This window comes from Streptomyces sp. NPDC023527 (assembly GCF_055560115.1).
Genome location: NZ_JBVHJJ010000013.1, coordinates 1 through 26,385, shown reverse-complemented (window position 1 = coordinate 26,385; position 26,385 = coordinate 1). Strand labels below are relative to the sequence as shown.

Below are 26,385 nucleotides of genomic sequence, written 5' to 3'. Positions count from 1 at the left end.
CGGCAGCGTCTGTATCTCACCTTTCCCGTACCGCCACAGCTCAACGGCTCCTGTCAGCGCGTCGAATGCCCGACGCACTGACAGGAGCCGTCAGCGTGCGCTGATGACGCTTGTCATTCCTCGGCTCTGATCGCCCCCGAGCCCGCAGTCAGCACGGTGTCCACACGCGGGGACACAGCCTCCACACCCGTGTGGACGCGCCGTCACCGGTCACTTCATTAGCGTCAGGATCCGGCGGACAAGGTTCGAAGGGATCGAGGAATGAGCATGACGGGACCGGGCGAGAACACCACCGGTACGGCCAGTCTTTCCGACATCAAGCGCGCGCTGCTGGACGCCAAACTCAACCGGCAGCGCGCCGAGGCCGCGGAGCGCAACCGGATCGCCCCCGTCGCCCGCACGGGCCGACTCCAGGTCTCGGACCAGCAGCGCCACCTGTGGCTGCTGCACCAGCTGGCACCCGACCAGCCCGTCTACAACGTGCCCTTCGCCCTGCGCCTGCGCGGCGAACTCGACACCGGCGCACTGGCCGGGGCGCTGCGCGGGCTCGTCGCCCGGCACGAGGCGCTCCGCACCCGTTTCGGCTCCGAACACGGCGTGCCCTACCAGATCGTCGACGACGCGCCCGCCGCCTGGCCCCTGCCGGTCACCGACCTCGCCGACCTGCCCCACGCGGAACGCGACGACCGCGCCCACGCCCTGGTGGAAGACCACGCCCGAGCCCCCTTCGACCTGGAGACCGGCCCGCTCTTCCGCACCCACCTGCTGCGCCTGGCCGCCGACCACCACATCCTCGTGCTCTGCCTGCACCACATCGTCACCGACGGCTGGTCGGTGGGCATCGTCACCCAGGAACTGGCCGCCCTGTACGGGTCCGGAGCCGAGCCCCTGCCCGAACTGGCCGTGCAGCCCGCCGACCACGCGGCCTGGCAGCGGCGCAGGCTGTCCGGCGACGGCCTGCGCGCCCAGATCGACTACTGGCGCACCACCCTTGACGGCGTACCCGCCATCGACTTCCCCACCGACCGCCCCCGCCCCACCCGTCCCACCTGGACGGGTGCCGAACTCGAACTGGACCTGCCCGCCGACCTCGGCACGGCCCTCCGCGAGTGGGTACGGACCGAACGGGTCTCCCTGCTCGCGGTACTCCACGCCGCCTTCCTGACGGTGCTGGCCCGCTACACCGGCGAGGACGACCTGGCGGTCGGCTCCGTCTTCTCGGGCCGCACCCGCAGCGAGGTCGAGCCGCTGGTCGGCTTCTTCGCAAACACCCTGGTGCTGCGCACGAGCACGGCCGGCGACCCGACCTTCCGAGAACTGGTCGCCCGCTGCCAGAAAACCGTCCTGGGGGCGATGGAACACCAGGACGTCCCCTTCGGCACCCTCGTCGAGGAGCTCCGCCCGGAGCGCACACCGGGCCGCAACCCGCTGTTCCAGATCAGCTTCACCCTGCTCACCGGCGCCATGGTCGGCGAGTTCGGCCTCGGCGACCTCGCCGTCGAGCCCGTACCGGTCGAGAACGGCACCTCCCGCTTCGACCTCGCCTTCCAGGTCAACGAGGCCGAGGACGGACGCCTGCGCGTCTGGATCGAGTACTCGACGGAGCTGTTCGACCGGGGCCGGATGGAGCGGTTGGTCGGTCACTTCCGTACGGTGCTGGAGCAGGCCGTGGCGCAGCCGGACGCGCGGGTCGGCCGACTGGGCCTGCTGCGCGACGAGGAGCGCGCCCGGCTCCTGGAGGAGTGGAACCCCGCGCCCGTGGTCCGGGGCGAGGACGGGCTGCTGTTGCACCAGGTGGTGAAGCGGTGGGTCGAGTCGGACGCCGCGGCGCCCGCGGTGCGGTTCGAGGGTGCGGAGCTGTCGTACGGGGAGTTGGACGCGGCCGCGAACCGGCTGGCGCATGTGCTCGTGGAGTCCGGTCTCGGCCCGGACGTGGTGGCAGGAGTACTGCTGGAGCGTGGTGCGGAGCTGCCGGTGGCGCAGTTGGCCGTGCTCAAGGCGGGCGGAGCCTGGCTGCCGCTGGATCCCCAGCACCCGGCCGAACGTCTGGCGTCCTACCTCTCCGACGCCCGGGCACGCGTGGTGGTCACCACCCGTGCCCTGGCGGCGACACTGCCGCCGGAGGTGCCACGGCTGTGCCTGGACGACCCGGAACTGCGGGACCGTCTGGCCGGCACCCCGAACACCCCGCCGATCAGCGACACCCGCCCCGAAGACCTCGCGTACATCATCTACACCTCTGGTTCGACGGGTGCGCCGAAGGGTGTGATGATCTCGCACCGGGCGGCGGTGAGTTTCGTCCTCAATGCCCGGGAGCTGTTCCGCATCGGTCCCGGGGACCGGCTGTTGCAGTTCGCCAATCCTGCCTTCGATGTGTCGATCTTCGACTTCTACGGTGCGTTGGGTTCGGGTGCCACGGTGGTGGGTGCGCGCCGGGAGACGTTGCTCGACCCGGATGCGTTGCAGGATCTCCTGGTCCGTGAGCGGGTGTCGGTGGCGGATGTGCCTCCGGCGGTCCTGCGGCTCCTCGACCCGGAGCCGCTGTCCGATCTACGAGCCCTGTTCGTCGGCTTGGAGGCGTTCCCGGCCGAGCTGGTCAACCGGTGGTCGAATGAGAAGCGGGAGTTCCACAACGGTTACGGTCCGACCGAGGCGACGGTGGCCTGTGTGGACTACCTGTGCCCGACCGGCGGTCTGACCACTTCCCCGCCGATCGGTCGTGCGATGGCCAATCACCGCGCGTATGTCCTGGACGGTGGCACGTTCGAGCCCGTGCCGGTGGGTGTTCCGGGGGAGTTGTTCATCGCGGGCGCGGGTCTGGCCCGCGGTTATCTGAACCGCCCCGATCTGACGGCCGAGCGCTTCATCCCGGACCCGTTCTCGGCCTCCGGTGAGCGGATGTATCGCACCGGTGACGTCGTGCGGTGGCGCGAGGACGGCAACCTTGAGTTCCTGGGGCGCGCGGATCGCCAGATCAAGATCCGAGGGTTGCGCATCGAACCCGGCGAGATCGAACACGCCCTGACCACCAGCCCCGGCATCGCCCAGGCCGTCGTCACCGTCGACCGCCCCGGCACCCCCGAGGCCCGGCTCATCGCCTACGCCGTCGCCGAGCCCGGACGCCCGCTGGACACCGATGAGTTGCGCACCGGGCTCATGGACCGGCTGCCCCAGCACATGGTCCCCGCGCAGCTGATCGCCCTCGACACCCTGCCGCTGACCCCCAGCGGCAAGGTCGACCACGCCAAGCTCCCCGCACCCCAGGAGGGAGTGGCCCGCACGCACGTGGCGCCGCGCGACGCGACCGAGCGGGACCTCGCCGCGATCTGGCACGGACTGCTGGACGTACCGCTCGAATCCATCGGCATCCACGACAGCTTCTTCGACCTGGGCGGCAACTCCCTCCAGGCCACCCGCCTCATCTCCCGGATCCGCGACACCTTCCACATCACGCTCGAACCCCGCCTCCTCTTCGTCCACCCGGTGCTCAGGGACCTCGCCGGCCGTATCGACGAGGAGCTCGCGGCGGCCGCGGCGGAGGAGACGGACCTGGAGGCGGAGATCGCCGGGCTGTCCGAGGAGGAGCTGGACCGTCTGTTGAGTGAGGAAGCCTGATGACCGACTCCGTGTCCCGACAGACGACGATCGAGGAGAAGCGTCGCGCCCTCCTGGCCCTGCGGCTGCGGCAGAAGCGCGCGGCGGAGGCCGGGGCCGACCGGGTCACCCCGACCCCCCGCGACGGGCGGCCCGCGGCACCCTCGTACCAGCAGGAGGGGCTGTGGTTCCTGCACCAGCTGGAGCCCGAGTCCCCGGTCTACAACGTGCCGTTCGCGCTGCGGCTGCGCGGCCCGCTCGACGCGGCGGCTCTGGGCGAGGCGTTCCGGCGGCTGGTCGTACGCCATGAGGCGCTGCGGACCCGCTTCCCCGGCGAGGACGGCGGGCCGCGCGCGGTCGTCGACGACGCGCCCGCCGTCTGGCCGCTGCCGGTGACCGACCTGTCGGAGCTGCCGCACGGAGCACGGGAGGAGCGCGTACTCCGGATGGCCCAGGAGGAGGCGGTACGCCCCTTCGACCTGGCCACCGGACCCCTGCTGCGGACGGGCCTGCTGCGGCTGGCGGACGACGACCACGTCCTGCTGCTGAGCCTGCACCACATCATCACCGACGGCTGGTCGACCGGGATCATCGTCCAGGACCTGGCCACGCTGTACGGGGGCGGGGACCTGCCCGCGCTCGACCTGCAAGCCGCGGACTTCGCGGCCTGGCAGCGGAAACGCCTCACCGGGGACGCCCTGGAGGGTCAGCTCTCCTATTGGCGCCGGACCCTGGCGGATCTGCCGGTCCTGGACTTCCCCTCCGACCGCCCGCGTCCCCTGGAGCCCACATCCTCCGGCGCCACGCTGGAGGCGGCTCTTCCGGCGGCGCTCGGTGAGGGGCTGCGGGAGCTCGCGCGGGGTGAGCAGGCGTCGTTGCTGGCGGTGCTGCACGCGGGTCTGCTGGCGGTGCTGTCCCGCTATACGGGTCAGGACGATCTGGCGGTGGGGTCTGTCTTCTCGGGTCGTACGCGCTCCGAGGTCGAATCCCTTGTGGGGCTTTTCGCCAACACTCTCGTCCTGCGGACGAGTACGGCCGGTGATCCGACGTTCCGTGAGCTGGTGGGGCGCTGCAAGGAGACGGTCCTCGGAGCGCTGGATCACCAGGACGTCCCGTTCACCATGGTCGTCGACGCGCTCAAGCCCGAGCGTGTTCCGGGCCGCAACCCGCTGTTCCAGGTCAGCCTCACCCTCCAGGCCGCCGGTACCAGCGGCCGCGGCTTCGGCCTCCCGGGCGTCGAGGCCGAACCGCTCGCCTCCCACGAGATCAGCTCCCGCTTCGACCTCGGCGTCACGGTCATCGAGGCGCCGGAGGGCCGGCTGGACGTCGTCATCGAGTACTCGACGGAGCTGTTCGACCGGGGCCGGATGGAGCGGTTGGTCGGTCACTTCCGTACGGTGCTGGAGCAGGCCGTGGCGCAGCCGGACGCGCGGGTGGGTTCGCTGGACCTGCTGGACGCACGCGAGCGCGACCAGGTGCTGGGGGAGTGGAACCCGGCTCCCGTCACGCGGGACGAGGGCGACCTGCTGCTCCACGAGGTGGTGGAGCGGTGGGTGACGTCGGATGCCGCGGCGCCCGCGGTGCGGTTCGAGGGTGCGGAGCTGTCGTACGGGGAGTTGGACGCGGCCGCGAACCGGCTGGCGCATGTGCTCGTCATGGACTTCGGGCTCGGTCCGGACGTGGTGGGCGGTGTGCTGCTGGAGCGTGGTGCGGAGCTGCCGGTGGCGCAGTTGGGTGTGCTCAAGGCGGGCGGAGCCTGGCTGCCGCTGGATCCCCAGCACCCGGCCGACCGCCTGGCCGGCCAATTGACGGACGCGGGCGCCCGTGTGGTGGTGACCACCCGCGCGCTGGCGGCGGCACTGCCCACGGACATGCCGCGACTGTGCCTGGACGACCCCGCCCTCGTACAGCGCCTGGCGCGAACACCGGACACCCGCCCGCACAGCGCGGCGAGGCCGGAGAACCTGGCCTACCTGATCTACACCTCTGGTTCGACGGGTGCGCCGAAGGGTGTGATGATCTCGCACCGGGCGGCGGTGAGTTTCGTCCTCAATGCCCGGGAGCTGTTCCGGATCGGTCCCGGGGACCGGCTGTTGCAGTTCGCCAATCCTGCTTTCGATGTGTCGATCTTCGACTTCTACGGTGCGTTGGGTTCGGGTGCCACGGTGGTGGGTGCGCGCCGGGAGACGTTGCTGGATCCGGATGCGTTGCAGGAGCTGATGGCCCATGAGCGGGTGTCGGTGGCGGATGTGCCTCCGGCGGTGTTGCGACTTCTTGACCCGGAGCCGCTTACGGACCTGCGGGCGTTGTTCGTCGGCTTGGAGGCGTTCCCGGCCGAGCTGGTCAACCGGTGGTCGAATGAGGAGCGGGAGTTCCACAACGGTTACGGTCCGACCGAGGCGACGGTGGCCTGTGTGGACTACCTGTGCCCGCCCGGTGGTCTGACCGCGTCTCCGCCGATCGGTCGTGCGATGGCGAATCACCGTGCGTATGTCCTGGACGGTGGGACGTTCGAGCCTGTGCCGGTGGGTGTTCCGGGGGAGTTGTTCATCGCGGGCGCGGGTCTGGCCCGCGGTTATCTGAACCGCCCCGATCTGACGGCCGAGCGCTTCATCCCGGACCCGTTCTCGGCCTCCGGTGAGCGGATGTATCGCACCGGTGACGTCGTGCGGTGGCGTGAGGACGGCAATCTGGAGTTCCTGGGGCGTGCGGACCGCCAGATCAAGATCCGTGGGTTGCGCATCGAACCCGGCGAGATCGAACACGCCCTGGCCGGCTGCGAGGGCGTCCGGCAGGGCACGGTCGTCGTGCGCGACGCCGGCACCCCGGCCGCGCGGCTGATCGGCTACGTCGTCCCGACCGGGGCCGGCGCCGCCGACGCCGACGGGATCCGTGGCGAGCTGATGGACCGGCTGCCGCTCCACATGGTCCCGTCCCAGGTGATGGTGATCGACGCGCTGCCCCTGACCCCCAGCGGCAAGCTCGACCAGGCCCGGCTCCCCGCACCACGGCCCGCGGACCAGCCGGTGCACACCCCACCGAGCACCGACACCGAACGCGCTCTCGCCGACATCTGGCACGGGCTGCTCGACGTGGACCCGGCCTCCATCGGCATCCACGACAGCTTCTTCGACCTGGGCGGCAACTCCCTCCAGGCCACCCGCCTCGCCTCCCGCGTACGCGACACCTTCCACGTCACGCTCTCGCCGCGCACCTACTTCACCCACCCCGTGCTCCGGCAGCTCGCCGCCCGCATCGACCAGGACCGCGCGGCGGACCACACCGACCGCATCGTCCCCGTTCCCCGCGACGGACGGCGGCTCGTACCCTCCTACCAGCAGGAGGGGCTGTGGTTCCTGCACCAGCTCGACCCCGAGTCCCCGGTCTACAACATGCCGTTCGCGCTGCGGCTGCGCGGCCCGCTCGACGCGGCGGCCCTGAGCGACGCGTTCCGGCGGCTGGTCGTACGCCATGAGGCGCTGCGGACCCGTTTCTCGGGCGAGGGCGAGGAACCGCGCCTCGTCGTCACGGAAGCGCCCGAGAGCTGGCCCCTGCCGGTGACCGATCTCCGCCATCTCGCCGAGGCCGACCGCGAGGCCCGGGCACGGCACCTGGCGGACGCGGAGGCGGTACGCCCCTTCGACCTGGCCACCGGGCCCCTACTGCGGACGGGTCTGCTCCGGCTGGCGGACGACGACCACGTCCTCCTGATGAACCTCCACCACATCGTCACCGACGGCTGGTCGACCGGGATCATCGGCCAGGAGCTCGCGGCACTGTACGAGGGTGCCGAGCCCACGGCCCTCCCCGTGCAGGTCGCCGACTACGCGGCGTGGCAGCGCGACCGGCTCACCGGGGAGGCCCTGGACAACCAGCTGGCGTACTGGCGCCGGACCCTGGCCGATCTGCCGGTCCTGGACTTCCCCACCGACCGCCCCCGTCCCCCCGCCCCCCGGCAGACCGGAGCCCTTGTCGACCGCCGGCTCCCCGCCTCCCTGGGTGAGGGGCTGCGGGAGCTCGCGCGGGGTGAGCAGGCGTCGTTGCTGGCGGTGCTGCACGCGGGTCTGCTGACGGTGCTGTCCCGCTATACGGGTCAGGACGATCTGGCGGTGGGGTCCGTCTTCTCGGGTCGTACGCGCTCCGAGGTCGAATCCCTTGTGGGGCTTTTCGCCAACACTCTCGTCCTGCGGACGAGTACGGCCGGTGATCCGTCGTTCCGTGAGCTGGTGGGGCGCTGCAAGGAGACGGTCCTCGGTGCGCTGGATCACCAGGACGTCCCGTTCACGATGGTCGTCGACGCGCTCAAGCCCGAGCGTGTCCCGGGCCGCAACCCGCTGTTCCAGATCAGCCTCACCCTCCAGGCCGCCGATGTCGCCGAGGTGCCCTTCCGGCTCGGCTCCACGCGCGGCGAGTACGTCGAGACCGCCGCCGGCACCCGGGCCCGCTTCGACCTGGCGATCAGCGCGAGCGAGACGGCGGACGGTGGGATCGCGCTGCAACTGGAGTACGCCACCGAACTGTTCGACCACGACCGTGTGGAGCGGCTGGTCGACCACTTCCGCACGGTCCTGGAACAGGCCGTACTGGCCCCCGACGCGCGCGTCGGCACCCTGACCCTCCTCACCGGACCGGAGAGGGCCGAGGTCGCGGCCTGGTCCGCGGCACAAGGCACGTACGCCGCCGACGGCTCCCTCTACGCGCTCTTCGAGGAGCAGGCCCGGCTGCGCCCCGACGCGGTCGCCGTCGTCGACGGCGACACCCGGCTCACCTACCGCGAACTGCGCGTACGCGCCGGGCGCCTGGCCGCCCGGCTGCGGGCGCGCGGCGTCGGCCGCGGTGACCTCGTCGGTCTGAGCGGCGAGCGCTCCGCCGACCTCGTCGCCGGCATCCTCGCCATCCTGCGGGCGGGCGGCGCGTACGTGCCGCTCGACCCCGGCTACCCGGCCGAGCGGCTGGCGTACATGGTCGAGGACTCCGGGATCCGCGTGGTGCTCGCCCAGGACGGGGTGGAACTGCCGGACGGCCCGTACGAGCGCGTCCCGCTCGATGCCGGGAGCCCGGGCACCCCCGACCAGGACCGTGACCCGGATCCGGTGCCGGTCGGCGGCGACGACCTGGCCTACCTCATCTACACCTCGGGCTCCACGGGCCGCCCCAAGGCGGTGATGATCCCGCACGGGAACGTCGTCCGCCTGCTGCGCTCGACCCACGAGTGGTTCGGCTTCGACGAGAGCGACGTGTGGACGCTCTTCCACTCCTTCGCCTTCGACTTCTCGGTCTGGGAACTGTGGGGCGCCCTCGCCCACGGCGGCAGGCTCGTCGTCGTCCCGTACTGGGAGAGCCGATCGCCCGAGGGCTTCTACGACCTGCTGGACCGGGAGCGGGTGACGGTCCTCAACCAGACGCCCGCGGCCTTCCGGCAACTGGTCGCCGTGGACGAGGAACGCGGCGCCGACCTGGCGCTGCGGACGGTCGTCTTCGGCGGTGACGCGCTGGACACGGACTCGGTGCTGCGCTGGTTCGACCGGCACGGCGAGGACGCGCCCCGGCTGGTCAACATGTACGGGATCACCGAGACGACGGTGCACGTCACCTACTGCCCGCTCAGCCGGGAACTCCTCACCCGCTCGCCCGGCCCGATCGGCGTGCCGATCCGCGACCTGTCGGTATGGGTCGTCGACCGGGCGGGGCAGCCCGCGCCGACCGGTGTGCCCGGCGAGATGTGGGTGGGGGGACCCGGCGTGGCCTGGGGCTATCTCGGCCGCCCCGACCTGACCGCCGAGCGCTTCGTGCCCGACCCGTTCTCGGGCGGTACGGGCCGCCTCTACCGCTCCGGCGACCTGGCCCGGTGGCTGCCCGACGGCACCCTGGAGTACCTGGGCCGGATCGACCACCAGGTGAAGATCCGGGGCTTCCGCATCGAACTCGGTGAGATCGACACGGCGCTGGCCGCCCACCCGGAGGTCGCCGACGCGCACACCGCCGTGCACGGCAGCGACGACGGGCGGCGGCTGGTCGGCTACGTCGTACCCGCCCCCGGGGCCGGCCCCGACCTGCCCGCCAGGCTCCGCGCCCACCTGGGCACGGCGCTGCCGGACTACATGGTCCCGGCGGTGGTGGTGCCCCTGGAGCGCGTTCCGCTGACGGTCAACGGCAAGGTCGACCGCAAGGCGCTGCCGGCCCCCGAACTCACCGGCGCGGCCTCGTTCGTGACGCCCCGCACCACCACCGAGCGGGCCCTCGCGGCCCTCTGGGCGCGCACCCTGGGCGCCGCCCGGGTCGGCGCGCTCGACGGCTTCTTCGACCTGGGCGGCAGCTCCCTGGACCTGATCAGGCTGCGGTTCGCGGTCCGCGAGTCCTTCGGGGTCCTGCTCGACGTACGGGCGCTGTACGCGGCGCCCACCGTCGAGGCGATGGCGCGAGCTGTCGACGAGCACGCCGTGGCCTCCCCCTCCGCCGCCACCTCGCCCCTGGTGCCCCTGCGAGCCACCGGCAACCGGCCGCCGCTCTTCCTCGTGCACGCCGTGGGCGGCGCAGTCGTGCCCTACGTGCCGCTCGCCCGCCTCCTCGACGCCGGGACACCGGTGTACGGCCTGGAGCACCCCGGCCTCAACGGCGACGACCCTGGCACGGCACCCGACCTGGGTGCGCTCGCCGACACCTACCTGGCCGCCGTGCGGGAGGCGCGGCCCAACGGCCCGTACTACTTGGGGGGTTGGTCGCTGGGTGGTGCCGTGGCCCTGGAGATGGCCGCCCGGTTGCGGGCCGCGGGCGAGGACGTGGCCATGGTGGCGCTGCTCGACACCGGCTTCCCGCCGCAGACGGCCACCGCGCCCGGCGACGAAGAGCTCCTCACGGCCTTCGTCCACGACCTGGCCGGTCTCAGGGGAGCCGAGCCGCCCGTACTCGACCCGGCGCCGCGGCCCGGTCTCCCGGTCGGCGAGCGGATCGAGGCGCTGCTGCCGGTCCTGGAGCGCACCGGGCTGATCCCGGCCGGGATGCGCGACGAGGTCCGTGCCCGCGTCGCGGTCTTCCTCGCCAACTCCCGGGCCTTCCACGCGCATCGGCCCACCCCGTACGACGGTCGCATCACCTTGCTGAGCGCCGGGGCGGAGCTGGATGATCAGGTCGACCGGTGGCGGGCCTTCGCCGGCGGGGGCCTGGACCACCACGTGGTGCCGGGAACCCACCACACCATGCTCCAGCACCCGCACCTGCCGACGCTGGCGCGCACGCTGCGGCGGTGCCTGGACCACGAGAAGTGAGGACACGGACGACATGGGCGAAGCACAGGCCGGGAAACGGCCGCTGGGACTGTGGCGGGACGCGGACTTCCTGAAGTTCTGGTCGGCGGAGAGTCTGTCGATGTTCGGCGCGCAGATCTCACTGCTGGCGATCCCGCTGCTGGCCGCCACCACCCTGAGCGCGACACCGTTCGAGATGGGCGTCATCAACGCCGCGCAGTTCGCCCCCTACATGCTGTTCACCCTGCTCGCCGGGGTGTGGATCGACCAGAGCAGACGGCGGCCCATCATGATCGGCGCCAACTTCGGCCGGGCGGTGATCCTCGGGCTCATCCCCCTCCTCACCGCGCTGGACGTGATGGGGGTGGGGCTGCTGAGCGTCATCGTCTTCGTCGCCGCCACCCTCACCGTCCTGTTCGACCTCGCCTACCAGGCGTACATCCCGTCACTGGTCGGCCGGGACCACCTGATCGAGGGCAACGGCAAGCTGGAGGGCAGCCGTTCGCTCGCCCAGGCGAGCGGGCCCGGCCTGGGCGGTGTGCTCGTGGGCCTGGTCACCGCGCCCGCCGCGGTCCTCATCAACGCCTGCACCTACCTCGTCTCCGCGATATCCCTGCTGTTCATCCGGCGCGCCGAGGAAGCGCCCGCGTCGACGGCCGCCGAGGGCTCGGTGGTCTCCCGCATCGCCACCGGCCTGCGCCTGGTCGGCAGCAACCAGTACCTGCGGGCCATCGCGGGCGAGGCCGCCACGTACAACCTGTTCAACCAGGGGCTGTGGGCCGTCCTCATCCTGTACTTGACGCGTGAGCTGCACTTCTCCCCGGTCACCCTGGGCGTGGTGATGGCGATGACCGGCATCGGCGCGTTCCTCGGCAGCCTGGTCGCCGGGCGGCTGGGGCGCCGGTTCGGCATCGGCCCCACCATCATGGTGACGATGGTGATCGCCTGTGCCGCGCCGCTGCTCATCCCGGCGGCGGGCGGCGGCAAGGTCCTCAGCGCGGTGATCGTCGGACTCGCCCTGATGATCAACGGCATGGGCGTGGTCATCAGCAACATCCAGGTGATGAGCCTGCGGCAGACCGTCGTGCCGTCCGAGATCCTGGGCCGGGCGAACGCCGGCTACCGCTTCCTCGTCACCGGCACCGCCGCCCTCGGCGCGCTGCTCGGCGGCTGGCTCGGCGGCCTCATCGGTCTGCGGGCCACCCTGGTCGTGGTCGGCCTCGGCACGCTCACCGCACTGCTCTTCCTCGCCCGCTCCCCGCTGCCGCGGCTGCGGGACCTGTCCGAGGTGGTGCCGGACGACGGGCGGCGCGAGGACACCGGGACCGTGGCCCCGACACCCGCGGTCGAGGCGGGGGAGTCCCACTGAGAACGACACCGGGAAGGACGCGGCGCCGGGTAGGGAGATGCCGGGCGGCACGCGCGTAATATCCGGCCCGGCCCCGGGGTTCGCGCCCGGGGACGAAGCCGCAGGCAATCCGAGAGAACGGAACACCATGGGTATCCAGCTCCAGAACGTCGTGATCGACGCGGCCGACGCCGGCAAGCTCGCCGGATTCTGGGCGGCGGCCACCGGATGGGAAGCGGCCGACTGGTCCAGTACGGAGGAGGCCGTGGTCCGCAACCCCGACGGCGGCCCGCACCTCTACTTCATGCGCGTCCCCGAGGAGAAGGCGGGCAAGAACCGCGTCCACCTCGACGTCGGCCCCACCGACGGCGGTTCGGCGAGCCGGGAGATCCAGCGGCTGGCCGGCCTGGGCGCGCGCGTGGTGTCCGAGCACGAGAGCCACACCGTGCTCGCGGACCCGGAGGGCAACGAATTCTGTGTGACGGGCGAACGCGACTGACGCCGGCCGCGTACGAAAAGGGGCCCGGCCGCCGAGCGGCCGGGCCCCTTCGTGTCCGTACGGGCCCGATCAGGGCGACTGGAGCGCCAGCCGCGCCGCGAAGCCGATCAGCAGCAGCCCCGTGACCTGCTCGATGCGGGCGCGGACCCGCGGGCGCCGCAGCACCTTGCCGAGCCGGTCGACGAGGATCACGTAGGCGCTGAACCAGAGCAGATAGATCACCGCGAACACCAGCGACAGCAGCAGGGCGTTGGGCAGCACGCTCTCCCCGGCCGGCAGGAACTGCGGCAGGAACGTCACGAAGAACAGGGCGACCTTGGGGTTGAGCGAGTTGGAGAGGAAGCCGTGCCGCAGGTACTTGCGGTCCACCGCCGACTCCTCCTCGCCGTCCTCCGCCGCCCGCAACCGGGTCTGCCGGGCGCTGCGGAGCGTCGCGATGCCCATCCACACCAGATACCCGGCGCCGACGATCTTCAGCACCGTGAACGCCGTGGCCGAGGCGATCAGCAGCGCCGAGATGCCCAGCGACGCGGCCGCGACGTGCACGCTCAGCCCCAGCACCCCGCCCACCATGGTGAGCAGCCCGGCCGCCCGTCCGCCGGAGAGCGCGTTGCGGGTGATCAGGGCCTGGTCCGGGCCGGGAATCATGATCAGGACCAGGGAGGCCGCGGCGAAGGTCAGCACGGCACACCCCCGTCCCCGGTACGGACCGGCCTGAGCGCCCCGGCCAGCGCCCGCAGCGCGACGGCGGGCTGCTCGCGCAGATAGAAGTGACCGCCGGGGAACTGCCGCACGCTCACCTCCGCCGTGGTCAACTCCCGCCACGCCTCCAGCTGCTCGGCCGTGACGTGGTCGTCCCGCCCGCCGAAGACCGTGACCGGCACGTCCAGGGGCTCCTCGGACCGCCAGGCGTAGGTCTCCAGCACCTGGTAGTCGGCGCGCAGCGCGGTGGCCGTCAGCGCCCGCAGCTCCGCCGAGACCAGCACCTCTTCCGGGATGCCGCCGTGGATCCGCGCCACCGCGTCGATGAGCTCGTCGTCCGGCAGCTGGTGCAACGGTTCGACCCGCCGTGGGAGATGAGGTGCGGGGAAGCCCGAGACGACCAGCCGCGCCGGCAGCGGGCGGCCCGCCGCGCGCAGCCCCCGGGTGATCTCGTACGAGACGAGGGCGCCGAGGCTGTGCCCGAAGAAGGCGAAGGGGGCGCCGCCGAGCGGCACCTCGGCGAGGAACGCCTCGACCAGCGCGTCCATCGACGTGAACGGCGGCTCGGCGGCCCGCGCCCCCCGCCCGGGCAGCTGCACGGCGTGGAACTCGGCGCCCGCCAACTGGCGGGCCCAACGCAGATATTCCGCTGCCGAGCCGCCCCCGTGCGCGAAGCAGTAGAGCTTGGGGGCGGCAGGCCGCGGCGCCCCGCTGACGAGCCAGCGGGGCGACGTGACAGTGTGCATGGGGTGCCTCACACCCCTGCCGGGAGCGCGCCGGTCAGGTGCCGGGCCAGCGCGTCGGCCGTGAAGTGCTCCAGGACGTCCTTGGGGCGCGCCTGGACGCCCAGGTCCTCGCGGAGCCGTGCGCAGATCACCAGCGTGGTCGCCGAGTCGACGCCCAGGTGGTCCAGGGGGACCGTCGGGTCGATCTCCTGCGGGGCGATGTCGAGGATCTCCGCCAGGAACTCCACGAGCCAGTCGACGACCCGCTGATGGGTCAGCGGGGATATCACGTTGTTCATCACTTGTCCTCCGGCATGAGCTCGGACGGGCCGAGAAGTTGCTCCAGGTATCCGTCGAGCGCTTCCACGGTCGTGTACTGAAGGACCGTACCGACCGGCACGGCGACACCGAACGCCGACTGGAGTCCCGCCACCAGGCGCGCGGCGAGCAGGGAGTCGCCGCCCGCCTCCAGGAAGTCGTCCGCCAGGTCGACCTTGTTCAGGCCCAGCACCTCCCGCCACAGCTCGACCAGCTTGTGCTGCCGGTCGGTGCGCGGCGGCTTCGCGGGCCGACCGCGCATGGAGCTGCGCGCCCCCGCCTTGGCCAGCGCCGCGCGGTCCACCTTGCCGGTGCCGCTCAGCGGCATCTCCTCCAGCGCGAAGAGCTGGGCGGGCAGCATGTGCTTGGCCAGGTGCTGCGCGGCGAACGAGCGCAGCTCGTCGGGCGCGAACCGGCGGCGTACGGACGGGCCCTGGGCGACGATCACGTCGAAGCCCACCGAGGCCGGCCCGCCGGAGGTGGTGAGCACCTCCGCCTCGGTGAACCCGGCGGCCGCGAGCTCCCGCTGCCACTGCTCGCGGTCCAGCAGGCAGTGCCCGGTGCGCAGATCGGTGTCCTCGAAGTTGTCGAAGCCCTGCTGAAGGCCCATGACCAGGTCGAACCACGGGTGGAAGGTGGTCTGTTCGACCAGCAGCAGCACCCCGCCGGGCGCCAGCACCGAGCGCAGGCTGTTCAGGGTGCGCCGGATCTGCCGCATGTCGTGCAGCACGCTCGCCGCGATCACCAGGTCCGCCGAGTGGTTCTCGAACCCCTGGGTCTCCGGCGGCAGATCGAGGTCGAACAGCTCGTACCGTACGAAGGGGTGGTCGGCGAAGGCGGTCTGGGCCCGGTCGGTGAAGTAGCGGGAGATGTCCGTGAAGACGTACTCGGTGCGCTCGGCCGGCAGCAGCGGAAGCAGGTGCTGGGTCAGCGAACCGTACCCGGAGCCGACCTCCAGCACGTTCAGCGGCCGGTCGGCCGGCCACTGCTCCGCCATGGCGCGTACGGCGGCGGTGGCGGCCTCGTACGTCGGGCCGAACAGCCGCGCGTAGACGCCGGGGGTGCGGTCCGAGGCGTACAGCTCGGCGGAGTGGATGCTCTGGGTGAGCACCCCGGCCAGGTCACCGGCGAGGGACAGCATCCAGTCGCTGACGTCCTCGGGGATCTCCAGGACCTCCCGCAGCACCGTGCGGGCGCGCTCCGCCAGCTCGGCGGGGAGCGCCGCGGGCAGCTCGCGCGCCACCTCCAGGCCCGTGGGCTCCACGCGCCGCAGGTACCCGCCGCTCTCCAGGGCGGCCACGGCCCGCGCGAGCCAGCGCTCGTAGCGGGGCGCGACACCGGCGCCGCGCAGGGCCGCCGGGTCGAACGGCTCACCGGGGGAGTGCGGCAGCCCGAACGAACGGAACGCGGTGGCCGCTGCGGTGAGGTACACCTCGTTGAGCATGTCCCAGGCGGTCCGCAGCTCCTCGGGGCCCGGACCCGCCGCGGGCCGGCCGGCCGTGCCGCACAGCGCGCGCCACTGGCCCCCGCTCACCTCGGAGTCGGCCCGCTCGGTCACGAAGAGCGTGTCGTCCTCCTTCGCCGGCACCACATAGCCCAGCAGGCGGGCGGCACCGCGGTCGTCGGAGGACTTCACCACCACCGCGCTGTCGACACCCGGGTGGCGGGCGAGGGTGGACTCGATCTCGCCCAGCTCGACCCGATGGCCATTGATCTTGACCTGTCCGTCCCGCCGGCCCAGGAACTCGATGGAGCCGTCCGGCAGGTAGCGGCCGAAGTCACCGGTGCGGTAGAGCCGCTCGCCGGTGCGCGGGTGCGTGAAGAAGCTCGCGGCCGTGCGCTCCTCGTCCGCCCAGTAGCCCCGGGCCAGCCCCACGCCGCCGATGTGCAGCTCGCCGGCGGTCCACACCGGGCACGGGTCGAGGCGGGAGTCCAGGACGTGGAACGTCTGATTGCGCAGCGGAGTGCCGTACGGCAGGCTCTTGGCGCCCGCCGGGACCTCGCCCACCGTGTGGGAGATCGACCAGATCGACGCCTCCGTGGCACCGCCCAGGCTGATGACCTCCGCCTCCGGCCACAGGGCACGGATCCGGTCGGGCAGGTCGACCGGGATCCAGTCGCCGCTGAGCATCACCAGCCGCAGCGCCTCGGGTATCTCGCCACCGGCCTCCAGGTGCTCCACCAGCATCTGCATCTGCGCCGGTACGGAGTTCCACACCGTCACCCCGCACTGGCCCATCATCTTGGCCCAGTGCGAGGGCTCCGAGCGCATGTCCGGATCGGGCAGCACCAGCGTCGCGCCCGCGGCGAAGGTGCCGAACAGGTCGTAGACGGACAGGTCGAAGCCCAGGTCGGCGAGGCCGAACACACGGTCCTGCGGGCCGACGGCGAACCGCTCGTTGATGTCGACGACGGTGTTGAGCGCCGCCCGGTGCTCGATCATCACGCCCTTGGGGGCGCCGGTCGAGCCCGAGGTGTAGATGACGTACGCCAGGTCCTCGGGCGCCGACGGGCCGGAGGGGTGCCGGACGCCGCTCGCCGACTCCCGCTCCCGGTCGGCGAGGACGCGCGGCACGCCGTGCGGCCACTCCAGGCCGGCGTCCAGCTCGCGGTCGGTGACGACGGCCAGCGCCTCGCCGTCCGCCAGGATCCGCTCCCGCCGCTGCGCCGGGAGCCCGGCGTTGACGGGCAGGTAGGCGCCACCGGCCATCATGACGCCGTAGGCGGCCGCGACCTGGGCCGGGCTCTTGTGCAGGGTGATGCCCACCAGCCGGTCCTTCGCACCGGCGCCGGTGTGCTCACCGACGAGGCCGGCGACGGCCCGGGCGTGATCGGCGAGCTCGCCGTAAGTCACGCTGTCCGTGCTGGTCACCACGGCGGTCCGGTCCGGGTGCCGGGCGGCCATGTCCAGGAACGGCTCGTGCAGCAGACCGGCGGGCAGGGTGCCGGTGGTGTCGTTGGCCTGCTCGCGGCCGGTCAGCTGGTGCGTGGGCAGGGCGACGCTCAGCTCCTCGCCCCACATGGCGTCGTCCGAGGCCAGCTGTTGGACCATGCCGCAGTACGTGGCGAACATGTCGTCCAGCAGGCCCTCGGGGAACAGCTCCTCCACACAGTCCCAGGTCAGGTCCAGCGACCCGGTGATGTCGACGACCTGGTGGTCGAGCCAGACCTGCGGGGTCTGGCTGACCCGGTAGGAGATGTCACCGAAGTAGCTCATGGCGCCCGACACGTCGGACGCGGTGCCCAGACCGCTGGTGAAGACCACCGGCATCGTCTCGAAGCCGCTCTGCAGACCCCGGCGGCGGCGCTCGCGCAGCGTCTGGAGGGCGCTGACGTGGCGGTGGCGCAGGTCGCGCTGGAGCTGGAGCTGCGTCGTCTCGACCCGCTCCAGGAGCGGCCGGCCACCGGCCGCGTCCACCTCCAGCAGACAGATGGAGGTGAAGTCACCGACCACCCGGCGCAGATGCGGATGGACCGACCGGTGACCCGCGCCGTCCTCGGTCAGCAGCAGCGGCAGCCGGTTGAACAGCGTCAGGTTGAGCGTGAAGCGCCGCGTGCCGCTCCACGCGGCCAGCACCTCGGAGAAGACCGTCGCCAGCACCGCGGTGGGCGTCAGGCCGCGCTCCTCGCAGCGCTCCTGGAGCCGCTTCCACTCGGCCTCCGGCAGGTGGAACTCGCGGTGCGTGAAGCGGGGTTTGTACACGCTCACCGGGGACTTGGCGAGCGGCAGGTCGGGCGGCGGCGCGAGCGTCTCGGCCCGGGACGTCCAGTACTCCAGCGCCTTCTTGTGCCGCGGCGCCTCGGAGCCCCGCTCCAGCGCCAGCGCGTAGTCGCGGAAGGTCACGTCGACCGGCGGCAGCTCCAGGTCCGGGTCCTGGCACAGCGCGCTCCACTCGCTGAACAGCAGGGTGATGCTGGCCAGGTCCACCATCAGCAGGTCGAGGCTGATGTGGATCCGGTCGTGCTCGGGAAGCCGGGTCATGCGGATGTCGAACAGCGGCCAGTCGGCGGCCGTGTAGACGTGGTGCGACATCTCCTCCCGGATGCCCAGCAGCGTGCGCTCCCTCTCGTCCTCGGACGCGGAACGCACATCGGTACATCGGATGTGGAAATCGGGCACGGTGGCCAGCACCCGCTGTTGCCCGTCCTGACCCACCACGGCCCGCAGCATGTCGTGGCGCTCGATCAGCCGGCGCCAGGCGCTCGACAGCCGGTCGGGATCGACCCGGCGCCCCTCCAACTCGAAATAGGCGTGCGGAGCGACATTTCCCAGAACGAAGTTGGAACCCCGGCCCACCCAATAGGCGTACTGGATCTCCGTCAGCGGGAACTCCTGGAAACGTGCTGCCGAGGGCCCTGCCTCGTGCGCGGTATCCGTCACGGATTCCTCTTTCATTTTCTCTCTGTACGCCGTCTACGACCTGTACGCCGTCCACGACGTGGTGTTCGGTCTCCGGCGCGCTCGGCGACGCGCCCTTACTCTGCGGCCTCTGCGGCCTCTGCGGCCTCAGCGGCGTCTCAGCGCCCGCCGCGCCCGGTCGGCCACCGCCTCGGCGGTGATGCCGTTGCGCTCCAGCAGGTGCCGTTGCCCGCCCGTACCGGCGGCGAAGGTGTCACCCACCGCCACCCGCAGCACCGGGCAGCCCGTGCCCAGCTCGGCGACCACCTCGGCGACGGCCGAGCCGAGACCGCCGGCGGCCCAGTGCTCCTCGACCGTGACCACGGCGCGGGTCGTCCGCGCCGCCACCGTCACGGCCTCGGTGTCCAGCGGCTTGACGGTGTGCATGTTGAGCACCGCCGCCTCGATGCCCTCCCCGGCCAGCTCCTCGGCGGCCGCCAGGGCCGCGAGCACCGGATAGGGGCCGGTGGCGACCAGGGTGACGTCGCCGCCCTCGCGCAGCCGCTGGGCCCGCCCGACGCGCAGCGGCTCCCCGCCCGCCGGGAGGTCCTCGGTCGCCCCGCGGCCCAGCCGCAGGTACACCGGGCCCGGGATGCCGGCGCACGCCCGTACGAGCTCCTCGGCGGACGCCGCGTCCGCCGGCACCAGCACCGTCATGTTGGGCAGCATCCGCATCACCGCCAGGTCCTCCAGCGAGTGATGCGTCGAGCCCAGGTGCCCGGCCGACAGCCCGCCGTGCGTGGCGGCGATCCGCACCGGGAGATTGTTCAGCGCGATGTCCAGCTTCACCGCCTCCACCGCCCGGGTGGAGGCGAAGGTCGCCATCGTGTTGACGAAGGGGACCCGCCCCGACCGGGCCAGCCCCGCGGCCGCGCCCATCAGGTTCTGCTCGGCGATCCCGAGGTTGATGTAGCGGTCGGCCGCGGTGCCCCAGTCCACTCCCGAGAACAGGCCCGTGTCGCTGTCCAGGCAGACCAGCCGCTCGTCCTCGGCCATCAGCCCGGCCAGGACGTCGCGGTAGACCTCCCGGTTCGGCCGCGGCGCGGCCTCGGCCGGCGCGGCCGGTGTCCCCGGCTCGGTGATCGTCACCGTCATGCGGTCGTCTCCGTTCTCCTGCCCTGGGCCCGCAACACCGCGAGCGCGCGCTTGTGCTGGCGTCCGGCCAGCCGGGCGTAATGACTGCGGGCCTGGCCCTCGACGTACGGCAGGCCCTTGCCCTTGACCGTGCTCGCCAGGACGACCGTGGGCCGCCCGGGCACCTGCGGGGCGCCGCTCAGGGCCACCCGCAGCTGCTCCGTGTCGTGCCCGTCGACCTCCAGCACCGTCCAGCCGAAGGCCCGCCAACGGTCGACCAGTGGCTCCAGGCCCACCGCGTCCTCGGTGGAGCCGGTGATCTGCAGGCCGTTGCGGTCCACGACCGCCACCAGCCGGTCCAGCCGGTGCGCGGCGGCCGCCATCGCCGCCTCCCACACCGAACCCTCCTGGAGCTCGCCGTCGCCCAGCACCACGAAGCACCGCCGGTCGCTGCCCGACAGCCGGAAGTCGAGCGCGAAGCCCACCCCCAGCGACAGGCCGTGCCCCAGCGAACCCGTCGGCATCTCCACCCCGGGCACCGCCGGGTTCGGGTGCGCCGTCAGCACGCTGTCCGGCACGCCGTACGTCGCGAGCCGCTCCTCGGGGAAGAAACCGCGCTCGGCCAGCGCCGCGTAGAGCCCGATCGCGCCATGGCCCTTGCTGAGCACCAGCAGATCCCGGTCGGGCGCCTCCGGCCGCTCCGGATCGATCCGCAGCACCGAGTGATAGAGCGTCACGAGAATGTCCGCCGCCGACATCGAGCCGCCGAGGTGGCCGCCCTCCGGATTGGCGCACATGTCCACGATCAATTCCCGTACTCTCCGCGCATGTTCGGGGAGCGTACGTCCGTCCGACGTCGCTGTCATCTCGAATTACCGTCCGTACGAGGGGCCGGCCGGCCCGGAAGGGACGGCACCAGCGAGAGCTGATGCCGGGGGCCCAGGCGCTCGCCCAGCTCCAGCAGCGCGTGGGTGAGCACATCGATGCCGCGCAGGAAGTCGCTGAGCGCGATGTGCTCGTCGTCGGCGTGATCGAGCCGGCTGTCCCCGGGGCCGTAGGTGGCCATCGGGATGTCCCACTCCGCCGCCAGGGTGTTCATGTCCGAGGTGCCGGTCTTCACCTTCATCACCGGGCGGGCCTGCTGCGCCCGGATGGCGGCGGACAGCGCCCGCACCACCGGGTCCGTACGGCTCACCCGGCACGCCGCCACCGAGTTGATGACCTCCAAGTGGCCCGGGAGCCGCTCGCCCAGGCGCGCCACCAGCGCCGGGGCGTCGTAACCCGGCGGCGTACGGATGTCGAACTCCGCCTCCGCCTCGGTCATATCACCCCGGATCGACACCAGCGTGGCCCCCGGCACGTCGAACCCGCCGTGCCCCGCCTCGGGGCCCAGCAGCTCCAGCAGCACCGGCCACGCCGCACAGGCCAGCTCGGACGCCTTGGGCACCGGGTTGCTCGGGTGCGTCGAGGCGCACTCGACCCGATAGCGCAGGTCCAGCTTGCCCTTGTAGCCGATCACGGCCGTCTGCCAGCCGCTGGGCTCACCGATGATCAGCGCGTCCGGGCGGGCATGCGTACGGCGGATGTGCACCGCGCCCCGCGACAGCGGAGTCTCCTCCTCCACCGCCCCGACCACCACGATCCGGCCGCGGAAGTCCACCGCGTCGGCGGCCGCGCAGATCATCGCCGCCAGCGGTCCCTTGGCGTCCACCGCGCCCCTGCCGTAGAGGCGGTTGCAGTCGATGCGCACGGGAATGTCGCCGGGCACGGTGTCCATGTGCCCCAGCAGCATCACCGTCGGGCCGGGCCCCCGCACGATCTCCCCGACCGCGTTGCCCGCCTCGTCCACGTACGCCGAGAACCCCATCTCCCGCATCACCCCGACCAGATGGGCGGCGAGCTTCCCCTCCCCGTAGGACGGCGAGGGGATCTGGAGCATGCTGCGCAGCAGCCCGATCGCGTACGGCTCCGAACGGGCGCCCGAGCACCCGGCGTTCTCGTGGGAAGTGTCCGTCGTCATCGCCCGGCTCCGATCGCGGCGTCCGGCGCGGGGGCGGCCGGCGCGTCGTCCAGGACCACCTCGGTGGCCCGCCCGTCGAGCGCGGCCCGCACCGGGTCACGGCGCCGCCCGTCGGCGATCAGCACCCGGCCCACCCCGCCCTGCAGCGCTTCCCGCGCGGCCACGAGCTTCAGCCCCATGCCGCCGCCCGTGAACGGCGGCGTCCCCGAGGGCGCCACCGCGCACACCGGCAGCACCGAACCCTCGTCCGCCGGGTCCGCGAGGACCCCGGGCGCACCGGTGAGCAGGATCAGCGTGCCCGCGCCCAGACCCCCCGCGACAGCGGCGGCGGCCCGGTCCGCGTCGGTGTTCACCGGGCGGCCGTCCTCGGCCATCGCGGGCGGCGAGACCACCGGCACATGGCCGCCGGCCAGCAGGGTCCGCAGCAGCGCGGCGTTCACCTCGGTGATGCGCCCGCTGTGGTCGTCCCGGATCACGATCCTGCGCCCGTCCACGACCGCCCGGTGCGCGGTCTTGCGCCGCGCCCGCAGCAGCCCGCCGTCCAGACCCGTCAGGCCCACGGCGGACACCCCGGCCGAGGCCAGCGCGGTCAGCAGCCGGGGCTTCGCCAGCCCGGCCAGCGCCAGGTGCACCACCTGGAGGGTCTCCTCGTCGGTGTACCGGGCCGACACCCCGTCGGGGGCGGTGAGGCGGCGCGGCACCACACCCATCCGGGCGGCCAGCGCCTCGATGTCGGCCGAACCGCCGTGGACCAGCACCACGGGACGCCGTTCGCGCGTCAGCCCCGCGATGTCCTCGCACACCGCCAGCGGGTCGACGGCGGCATTGCCACCGCACTTGACCACGATGGTCTCTCGCATTCTCGTCCCCTGCCTCGCTCGGTCTCGACCAATCGGTCCGGGTGGTCAGTTCGGGTGCAGGCCCAGGAATTCCAGGCCCGTCTCCTCGGGCCACCCGAAGCGCACGTTCAGGCACTGCACGGCGTTGCCCGAACCGCCCTTGACCAGGTTGTCCAGCGCTCCGACCAGGGAGGCGCGCGTACCGTCGCCGTCCACCGCGAACCCCACGTCACAGAAGTTCGAACCGGCGAGGATCTTCGGCTCGGGCAGCCGGTACGCCCCGCGCTTGTGCGCCACGATCCGTACGAACGGCTCGTCCGCGTACGCCTTGCGGTAGGCCGACCGCAGGTCCGCCTCCCGCGCGCCCTCGGCCAGCCGCACCCGGCACAGCACCTGCACGCCGCGCACCGCTTCCACACCGGTCGCCGTCATCCGCACCGGCAACCCCGTCGCCTGGGCGATCTCCGCCTCGTGCCGGTGCCGGGTCGGCGCGAAGAGCCGCATCGCGCCACTGCGCTCGGCGTGCAGGTTCGACGAGCCCGCCGACACCCCCGAACCGCTGGAGCCGGTCCGCGCGTCGATGTCCACCGACCCGTCGATCAGCCCCGCCTCGGCCAGCGGCCGCACCGTCAGGATCCCCGCGGCCGCCATGCACCCGGGCACCGAGATCCGGTCACTGGTACGCAGCTCGTCGCGGTGCCACTCGGGCAGCCCGGTGGTGAAGGAGTCCAGGAGACCGGGCGCGGAGTGCGCGGTCTCGTAGTAGTCGGCGAAGACCTCGGCATCACGCAGCCGGAAGTCGCCGGACAGGTCGATGACCGTGCCGGCCAGCTCCAGGTACTCCGCCATCCGCCCCATGGTCTGCTTGTGCGGCATGGCCAGGAACAGCACGTCGTACGAACCGGAGCGCTCCGCCAAGCGGTCGTGGGCGACGAACGACAGGTCCGTACGGCCGCGCAGGTTCGGATGCGGGCCGTCCACCCGGCGCCCGGCGAAGGTGTTGGACGAGGCCAGGACGACCTCGACACGGGGGTGGCCGATCAGCAGGCGCAGCAGCTCACCGCCGATGTATCCCGAAGCACCCGCGACCGCTACTCGAAGCATGACTGCGACCTCGCAAAAAGATGATCGACGATGCGGTCGGCCACCGGAACGTCCGGCCCGACGGCACGCTGGAAACCCGAGAACTCCACGCCGTGGTTGACCTCCAGGACGAGGAGGGCACCGTCGGTGTCCTCCACCAGGTCCACCCCGGCGATCTCGGCGTGCACACACTGAGCGGCCGAGACCGCCAGCTTGGCCAGCTCGGGCGTGAGCGGGCAGCGCTGTGTCTCGGCCCCGCGGGCCACATTGGTGCGCCAGTCGGCGCTGCGCCGGTACGTGGCGCCGAGCGCCTCGTCACCCACGACGACGACCCGGATGTCCCGGTCCGGCTTGGGGATGAGCTCCTGGACGTAGACGATGTGCGACACCGGCGACGGCAGCGCGGCGATGTACTCCATCACCGTCTCCGCCGTCTCCCGGTCCGGCAGCTTCGACACCAGCCGGCCCCAGGAGCCGGTCAGCGGCTTCACCACGGCCGGGTAGCCGATGGCGTCCAGGGCGTCCAGAGCGGCCTCGGGGGTGAGCGCGAGCGCGGTGCGGGGCGTGGGGAGTCCCGCGTCGCGCAGCGCCACCGACGTGCGGTACTTGTCACCGCACACATCGATCGCCCGGGCCGAGTTGACCACGGTCGCGCCGGCCGCCTCCAGCGCCCGGGCCGCGTACAGAGCACGCGCCTGACCTATCTCGCGGTTCAGCACGAACGGCCAGGGCGTGCCCGACTGCTGGAGCACCCGCCACAACGCCCGGCTGTCGACGAACTCATACGGCAGCCCGCGGCGTTCGAGGGCCTCCAGAACGCGCTTCTCATCGGCGCGCAGCCGCGAGGCGACGACGGCGAACGGCGCCGCGGGCGCCGGGCGCGTGGCGGCGGTCACTCGCCCCAGTCCTCTTCGACGTCGGGGGCGAGAGCGACCTGGAGAGGATCGACCGTGAGGACCTCCAGCTCGCTGGAGCAGTCCCCGCACTCGATGATCTCATTGACCTTGGGGGGTTCGGCGAGAGCCACGGAGCTCTCGCACTCGGGGCAGATGACCATTCCGCTGTTCCTTTCCGAGACCGCCCGGACCTGTCGCCCGGGCTCCGGCCTCCACCGGATCGCTGGACAGTAGATCCGCCCGACCACCGGGGCTGCGTCCATCGCGGTGATGAATGCCCTCCCGAACTCCGTTGACGGCCCCCGTCGTCGAGCACATCCTGTGTCGACACGCGTCCCCGCCGGATCGACGCCACGTCGACACCCCGTCGCTCTTTGCCGCGCCGGGCCGCCCCAGCCTTTACACCGATCGGCGGACCGTGCGTTGCTTGGCCCCGCAGCGGCCCATCGGTCGCGAGCCGGCCCGTGGAGAGCTGCGGAGCCCGATGGAATCCGTGGAGTCTGTGGAGGGAATTCTTGTGAGCGACCTCGGAGCCCGACCTGGGGGCCGGCCCGGAGACCGGCCGAAGATCCTGGCGCTGTGGAGCGCGCCGCGCAGCCGGTCCACCGCCTTCTTCCGCATGATGTGCGAGCGCGGTGACTTCCAGGTGCTGCACGAGCCGTTCTCCTACCTCGCCGAATTCGGTCAGGTCGAGGTCGAGGGCGAGACCCTCCGCACGGAGCCCGAACTCCTCGCGGCCATGCGCGACATGGCCGAACGGTCGCCGCTGTTCTTCAAGGACACCACCGACGAGCGCTACGCCGGCGTACTCGACGACCGGCGCTTCCTCACCGAGGACGCCACGCACACCTTCATCATCCGGCACCCGGCCGAGACCATCGCCTCCTACCACGCCATCAACCCCGACGTGCGACGCCACCAGATCGGCTTCGAGGCCCAGTACGAGATCTTCCAGGCGGCCTGGGAGGCGACCGGCCGAATGCCGGTGGTCATCGACGGGAACGACCTCATCGAGAAGCCGCAGGCCGTCGTCGAGGCGTATGCGCGGGCCGTCTCCATCCCCTACCTGGAGAACGCCCTCAACTGGCAGCCGGAATCGCGAAAGGAATGGCAGCCCAGCGAGCGCTGGCACTCCGACGTGAGCACCAGCAGCGGCTTCTCCGCCGAACGGCGTAAGCACGGCGTGGACGTGGCGACGCACCCCGTCCTCGGCGGCTACCTGGAGCACCACCTGCCGTTCTACGAGAAGCTCCACGCCCACAGGCTGGCCGTGTGAACACGGTGAGCGGTGCGACTGTTTGGCTCACCGGCCTGCCCAGCGCCGGCAAGACGACGATCGCGCGGGCGCTCGCGGAGCGGCTGCGCGGCGAGGGGCACCGGGTGGAGGTGCTCGACGGGGACGAGATCCGGGAGTTCCTCTCCGCCGGGCTCGGCTTCTCCCGCGAGGACCGCTCGGTGAACGTGCAGCGGATCGGCTTCGTCGCCCAACTGCTGGCCTCGCACGGAGTGAAGGTCCTCGTCCCCGTCATCGCCCCCTACGCGGACGCCCGGGAGGCGGTGCGCAAGCGCCATCAGCAGCACGGCACCGGATATGTGGAGGTGCATGTGGCGACGCCGGTGGAGGTGTGCTCGGTGCGGGATGTG

The 26,385-nt window shown here is 72.1% G+C and carries 17 protein-coding genes; 6 read left to right on the top strand and 11 right to left on the bottom strand.

All coding sequences use genetic code 11. The features are described from left to right. The first annotated feature begins 261 nt into the window (after nucleotides 1–261). From ACZ303_RS24440 to ACZ303_RS24425, 4 genes are all read left to right on the top strand, one after another. Nucleotides 262–3,615: a non-ribosomal peptide synthetase gene (locus ACZ303_RS24440; RefSeq protein WP_467342364.1), complete on the top strand. Its 3,354-nt coding sequence runs from the start codon at nucleotides 262–264 to the stop codon at nucleotides 3,613–3,615. Next, nucleotides 3,615–10,859 (top strand): amino acid adenylation domain-containing protein, encoded by a 7,245-nt coding sequence (locus tag ACZ303_RS24435; RefSeq protein ID WP_467342362.1) that lies wholly within the window; start codon nucleotides 3,615–3,617, stop codon nucleotides 10,857–10,859. The genes ACZ303_RS24440 and ACZ303_RS24435 overlap by 1 nt, the downstream gene beginning before the upstream one ends. Nucleotides 10,860–10,872: 13 nt before the next feature. Next, the gene (locus ACZ303_RS24430) at nucleotides 10,873–12,207 is read left to right on the top strand and encodes an MFS transporter (RefSeq protein WP_467342360.1); all 1,335 of its coding nucleotides are present in this window, start codon (nucleotides 10,873–10,875) and stop codon (nucleotides 12,205–12,207) included. 127 nt (nucleotides 12,208–12,334) lie between these two features. Beyond that, on the top strand, nucleotides 12,335–12,685 hold the full coding sequence (locus tag ACZ303_RS24425) for a VOC family protein (protein WP_467342358.1): 351 nt from the start codon (nucleotides 12,335–12,337) through the stop codon (nucleotides 12,683–12,685). A 69-nt stretch (nucleotides 12,686–12,754) separates the two neighbouring features. Here the strand turns inward: ACZ303_RS24425 and ACZ303_RS24420 are convergent, their stop codons facing one another. The 11 genes from ACZ303_RS24420 to ACZ303_RS24370 form a co-directional block, all read right to left on the bottom strand. Then, nucleotides 12,755–13,369 (bottom strand): LysE family translocator, encoded by a 615-nt coding sequence (locus ACZ303_RS24420; RefSeq protein WP_467342356.1) that lies wholly within the window; start codon nucleotides 13,367–13,369, stop codon nucleotides 12,755–12,757. After that, complete coding sequence (locus tag ACZ303_RS24415; RefSeq protein WP_467342354.1) at nucleotides 13,363–14,133, bottom strand: thioesterase II family protein; 771 nt, start codon at nucleotides 14,131–14,133, stop codon at nucleotides 13,363–13,365. Before ACZ303_RS24415 ends, ACZ303_RS24420 begins: the two co-directional genes overlap by 7 nt. A gap of 8 nt (nucleotides 14,134–14,141) precedes the next feature. Further along, nucleotides 14,142–14,411, bottom strand: coding sequence for an acyl carrier protein (locus ACZ303_RS24410; RefSeq protein WP_467342352.1), 270 nt, complete (start codon nucleotides 14,409–14,411; stop codon nucleotides 14,142–14,144). After that, a complete protein-coding gene (locus tag ACZ303_RS24405) occupies nucleotides 14,411–18,826 on the bottom strand; it encodes a non-ribosomal peptide synthetase (protein ID WP_467342350.1) in 4,416 nt (1,471 codons plus the stop codon). The genes ACZ303_RS24410 and ACZ303_RS24405 overlap by 1 nt, the downstream gene beginning before the upstream one ends. A gap of 111 nt (nucleotides 18,827–18,937) precedes the next feature. Further along, the gene (locus ACZ303_RS24400; protein ID WP_467342349.1) at nucleotides 18,938–19,924 is read right to left on the bottom strand and encodes a transketolase family protein; all 987 of its coding nucleotides are present in this window, start codon (nucleotides 19,922–19,924) and stop codon (nucleotides 18,938–18,940) included. Beyond that, nucleotides 19,921–20,769: a transketolase gene (locus ACZ303_RS24395; RefSeq protein ID WP_467342348.1), complete on the bottom strand. Its 849-nt coding sequence runs from the start codon at nucleotides 20,767–20,769 to the stop codon at nucleotides 19,921–19,923. The genes ACZ303_RS24400 and ACZ303_RS24395 overlap by 4 nt, the downstream gene beginning before the upstream one ends. Then, nucleotides 20,766–21,923: a M20/M25/M40 family metallo-hydrolase gene (locus tag ACZ303_RS24390; RefSeq protein WP_467342346.1), complete on the bottom strand. Its 1,158-nt coding sequence runs from the start codon at nucleotides 21,921–21,923 to the stop codon at nucleotides 20,766–20,768. The genes ACZ303_RS24395 and ACZ303_RS24390 overlap by 4 nt, the downstream gene beginning before the upstream one ends. Next, a complete protein-coding gene (locus ACZ303_RS24385; RefSeq protein WP_467342345.1) occupies nucleotides 21,920–22,783 on the bottom strand; it encodes a [LysW]-aminoadipate kinase in 864 nt (287 codons plus the stop codon). Before ACZ303_RS24385 ends, ACZ303_RS24390 begins: the two co-directional genes overlap by 4 nt. Nucleotides 22,784–22,828: 45 nt before the next feature. Beyond that, on the bottom strand, nucleotides 22,829–23,866 hold the full coding sequence (gene argC, locus ACZ303_RS24380) for an N-acetyl-gamma-glutamyl-phosphate reductase (RefSeq protein WP_467342343.1): 1,038 nt from the start codon (nucleotides 23,864–23,866) through the stop codon (nucleotides 22,829–22,831). Next, the gene (lysX, locus tag ACZ303_RS24375) at nucleotides 23,854–24,741 is read right to left on the bottom strand and encodes a lysine biosynthesis protein LysX (protein ID WP_467342341.1); all 888 of its coding nucleotides are present in this window, start codon (nucleotides 24,739–24,741) and stop codon (nucleotides 23,854–23,856) included. Before lysX ends, argC begins: the two co-directional genes overlap by 13 nt. After that, on the bottom strand, nucleotides 24,738–24,902 hold the full coding sequence (locus tag ACZ303_RS24370) for a lysine biosynthesis protein LysW (protein WP_087929928.1): 165 nt from the start codon (nucleotides 24,900–24,902) through the stop codon (nucleotides 24,738–24,740). The genes lysX and ACZ303_RS24370 overlap by 4 nt, the downstream gene beginning before the upstream one ends. 356 nt (nucleotides 24,903–25,258) lie before the next feature. Between ACZ303_RS24370 and ACZ303_RS24365 the strand changes: the two genes are divergently transcribed. Further along, the gene (locus ACZ303_RS24365; RefSeq protein ID WP_467342336.1) at nucleotides 25,259–26,017 is read left to right on the top strand and encodes a sulfotransferase-like domain-containing protein; all 759 of its coding nucleotides are present in this window, start codon (nucleotides 25,259–25,261) and stop codon (nucleotides 26,015–26,017) included. Continuing rightward, a partial coding sequence (locus ACZ303_RS24360) for an adenylyl-sulfate kinase (protein ID WP_467342334.1) occupies nucleotides 26,014–26,385 on the top strand: 372 nt, incomplete at its 3' end. The genes ACZ303_RS24365 and ACZ303_RS24360, both read left to right, overlap by 4 nt.